We start from the raw sequence: 3,542 nt of genomic DNA on the forward strand, positions 1-3,542 counted from the left end.
TGCTCGCGGCCGCCGCGTCGGCCCGGTTGCGGGAGACGCCGCCGGACCCGGCGGTCGGCGCGATCGCGTCCGCCGTGCCGACGACGACCGTGGGCGACCTGGCCTGGTCGCTGGGCCTCAGCGCCCGGCAGCTGCACCGGCGCAGCCTGGCCGCGTTCGGCTACGGCCCCAAGGTGCTGCACCGCGTGCTGCGGTTCGACCGGGCGGTCAAGCTGGCGTGGGCGGGCGTGCCGTTCGCCGACATCGCCCACCGCACCGGCTACGCCGACCAGGCCCACCTGTCCCGCGAGGTCCGCGACCTGGCCGGCGTGCCGCTGGGTCAGCTGATCCGACCGTAGGCACGCAACGTCAACAACGCCTCGATCGTGACGATCGGCCGCCACTCGTAGGTGGTAACCGGCGTCCACGCGGGCCACGGGAACGTCCACCCGCCGTCGTCCTGCTGCTGCGCCGCCAACGCGTCGAGGTCGGCGTCGATCTCGTCGTCGCCGAACCACCGCCGGGCCAGGCTGTCCGGCGTGGGCGCGTAGTGGTGCGGCTTGTGCGTCTCGCCCGCCGCGTACCCCTCGGGCGCCTGCCCCTCGCCCAGGTCGACCAGCCCCTGCTCGCGCACCAACGCGCCCAACCGCTCCGCCTCCCGCTCGGCCCGCGCCCGGTCCGGCACGTGGTCGAGGAACCGGACGCACGCGGCGGCCTCGTACGGGTGCGACTTGGCCAGTCCTTCGATCCGCCGCCAGCAGAACTCCGTGGCCCCGTCCAGCCACGCGTGCTCGGCACCCGTCAGGTGCAGCACGCCGGCCAGCAGCGCCGTCATCAGCAGGTCGCTCTCGTCCCCCACCTGCCACCACGGCGCCCGCGGGTGGTCGCGTGCCGTGGCCAGGCAGTTCGGCACGCCGCCGTCCGCGTTCGCGACGCCGGCCAGGAACCCGCACGCCGCCTCGCCGTACCCGCGCTCGCCGACCTCGTCGAGCAGGGACAACGCCGTGTAGGTGTGCAACGGCTGACTCGTCGGCCCACGCCCGTCGGGCTCCAGCGCGTGCCCGAACCCGCCGTCGTCGTTCCGGTGGGCCAGGACCGCCGCCACCACGGGCTCCGCCGGTCCGCCGTCGAAGAGGTGCAGGAACCGGCGCTGCTCCAGGACGCGCGCGTTGTGCCAGAGGAAGGAACGAGCTGCTTCGATCATGCGCCCGACGGTAGGCCGCTCGCGGCCCCGGGTCTTGAACGAATCGGACGCCCGTCCCCCACCAGGAGTAACCATCGCGATACCCCCGACGGGGCGAAGCCCCTGTGCCATCATCAGCCGGGGGCTTTTTGCGTGAGGGGAGCGCGTGCGATGTGGGACGCCGAATCCGGCGGGGGCGCGGAGCGGATCGGGTTCGTCGCCGACACGGTGAACGTCGTGGGCGGCGCGGCAGGTGGCATGGTGGGCGCACCGCCGCCGATGCTGGTCGCGACCCAGACGGAGTTCAGCGTCGACCCCGAGCAGGCCCAGAAGCTGATCGACGGCCTCGCCGAGGCGCGCAACCAGCTGCAGGAGCTCAACCGGAACGTCTCGCAGCTCATGTTCCTGCCGGCGACCGCCAAAGATCCCTACAGCGCCCTGGTGATCGAGGCGATCCAGCGGACGGCGGGCCCCGAGGTCGGCGGCTACGCCTGGGCCAACAACAAGGCGGCCGAGGCGCTGTCCAAGACCATCCAGAAGATCCAAGCATCCCTGGCCAACTACAAGGGCCAGGACGAGGCAACCGCTGACGCCTTCAACGGCGGAGGGAAGTAGTCGATGAGGCGAGCAGTGCTGGCAGTCGCGGCCGTGTCGTTCACGGTGCTGGTCGGCTGCACGTCGGTGAACGACGGCACGGCCAAGCCGGTCACGACCACGAACGGCGCGAGCACGTCCACCGCGACGTCGGAGTCGAAGCCGGACAAGCCGTCGACGGGTGAGGCGCCCGCGGTCACCGGGCCGGAACTCGACCTCGGCAAGCTCAGCGGTCCGTGCGACTTGCTCAAGGCCGACCAGTTGGCCGCCCGGGGCATCACCAAGCCGGGCGCGAAGGAGGACGACCTGGTGGGTCCGACCTGCCAGTGGGAGCCGGACGACCCGGGCCGGGGCACCAGCATCGGCGGCACGATCATGACGAACGCCGACGGCTTGAACTCCGCGTACGCCCGGCGCTCCCAGTTCCCCGTGTTCCAACCGATCGAGGTCGCCGGCTACCCGGCACTGAACACCGACCTCCTCGACGGCAAGCACGGGGAGTGCACCACCTCCGTCGCCGTGGCCGAGGGCAAGGCGTTCATGATCCAGATCGCGGTGAACGACCAGGACTCGGCCGCGTACACCGCCCCGTGCTCCGTGGGCGCCGAGGTCGCCGCGCTCGTGGTCGGAAACCTGAAGGGGTAGGCCCATGACGGTCGCAGGAACCGAGCTCATGTGCGTCGGCGTCGGGGCCGACAAGATCTACGGCTGGTTCGCGGAGAGCAAGGGACCGTCCCAGCTGACCGACGCCAGCGAGCGGACGTGGCAGGGCATCGCCGAGGGCCAGGACGAGGTCAGCGAGCTGATCAACCGGGCCGTGCGGGACTCGGGCGCGTCGTGGGAGGGCGCGGCCGGTGACGCGGCCCGTGCCGGCACCACGCCGTTGGCGAGCTGGTCGGACACCGCCGGGACCAGCGCCGTCACGGCCGGCAGGTCGAGCGCGGACATCAGCCTGGCGTTCCGCGACGCGTCGCACAACGTCATGCCCCCGGTCGCCGTGCCGGACAAGCCCTGGTACAACGACGCGATGCCCTGGGACACCGACTACGACCAGGCGGTCGAGGAGCACTCCCAGGTCAACCAGCACAACGTGCAGGTGTACAACGACTACGGCGCCAGGGTGGAGACGGCCATCAGCGCCCTGCCGACGTTCGAGTCGCCGGGCGAGGTGGACGGCAGCGTCGAGGTCGAGAAGGAAGAGATCGACGATCCGCGCAAGACCGGCGAGCGGACCGGCGGCGACGACAAGAACACCAGCACGGACACCACGACCAGCAGCACCACGGGCACCGGTGACAAGAACGGGGACGACTCGCGCACGACGAAGCCGTCGCGGGTCGACCCGCCGCCGCTTCCGCCGCCCCTGGTGAACGACGACGGCACCACCAGGAAGTCGTCGGTGGACGTGATCAAGCTGCCACCCGACATCGGCCACCGCCCGCCGCCGCTGCCGGTCGACCCGCGCAACCCGGTCGACCCGCGGTTGCCCCACATCCCGCAGCTCCCGTACGACCCGCGCAACCCGAACGACCCGCGCAACCCCAACCACCCGAACAACCCCCGCAACCGGCCACCGGCCATGCCGGGCGTTCCCGGTGGTGGGGGCGGCCCCAACCGTGGTGGCGGTGGCGGAGGCGGCGGTGTCGGTGGTCCGGGGCGGATGCCGCCCATGCCCGGCATGGGCGGCGGACCCGGTGGGTTCGGACCCGGCGGCATGTCCGGCGCGATCGGTCACGGCGAGGGCCGCGGCGGGTTCGGGCCGGGCGGCGGCGCGGGCGGTTTCGGG

At 72.4% G+C, this 3,542-nt stretch carries 4 protein-coding genes and 1 pseudogene; 4 read left to right on the plus strand and 1 reads right to left on the minus strand.

What is annotated here, in order from left to right:
• The coding region (locus ACFQ3T_RS35300; RefSeq protein ID WP_380730272.1) for a helix-turn-helix domain-containing protein at window positions 1–338 on the plus strand (338 nt) is incomplete at its 5' end.
• Here ACFQ3T_RS35300 and ACFQ3T_RS35305 read toward each other — a convergent pair.
• Entirely contained in the window at window positions 320–1,183 is an 864-nt protein-coding gene (locus ACFQ3T_RS35305) for a hypothetical protein (RefSeq protein WP_380730274.1), read from the minus strand. The genes ACFQ3T_RS35300 and ACFQ3T_RS35305 overlap by 19 nt on opposite strands.
• 150 nt (window positions 1,184–1,333) lie before the next feature.
• Here ACFQ3T_RS35305 and ACFQ3T_RS35310 point away from each other — a divergent pair, with 150 nt between their 5' ends.
• The 3 genes and pseudogenes from ACFQ3T_RS35310 to ACFQ3T_RS35320 all read left to right on the plus strand — a co-directional run.
• Window positions 1,334–1,777 (plus strand): hypothetical protein, encoded by a 444-nt coding sequence (locus ACFQ3T_RS35310; RefSeq protein ID WP_380730276.1) that lies wholly within the window; start codon window positions 1,334–1,336, stop codon window positions 1,775–1,777.
• A gap of 3 nt (window positions 1,778–1,780) precedes the next feature.
• The gene (locus ACFQ3T_RS35315; RefSeq protein ID WP_380730278.1) at window positions 1,781–2,401 is read left to right on the plus strand and encodes a DUF3558 domain-containing protein; all 621 of its coding nucleotides are present in this window, start codon (window positions 1,781–1,783) and stop codon (window positions 2,399–2,401) included.
• A 4-nt stretch (window positions 2,402–2,405) separates the two neighbouring features.
• Window positions 2,406–3,542: pseudogene (locus ACFQ3T_RS35320) on the plus strand (hypothetical protein); the annotation flags it as partial.

The organism is Saccharothrix hoggarensis, from assembly GCF_042678885.1.
In the GTDB taxonomy this organism is placed as follows: domain Bacteria; phylum Actinomycetota; class Actinomycetes; order Mycobacteriales; family Pseudonocardiaceae; genus Actinosynnema; species Actinosynnema hoggarensis.

Bases quoted from the DNA above. Each gene is read 5' to 3' on its own strand.
- ACFQ3T_RS35310 (WP_380730276.1), top strand. From the start codon at position 1,334: ATGTGGGACGCCGAATCCGGCGGGGGCGCGGAGCGGATCGGGTTCGTC.
- ACFQ3T_RS35315 (WP_380730278.1), top strand. From the start codon at position 1,781: ATGAGGCGAGCAGTGCTGGCAGTCGCGGCCGTGTCGTTCACGGTGCTG.
- ACFQ3T_RS35305 (WP_380730274.1), bottom strand. From the start codon at position 1,183: ATGATCGAAGCAGCTCGTTCCTTCCTCTGGCACAACGCGCGCGTCCTG.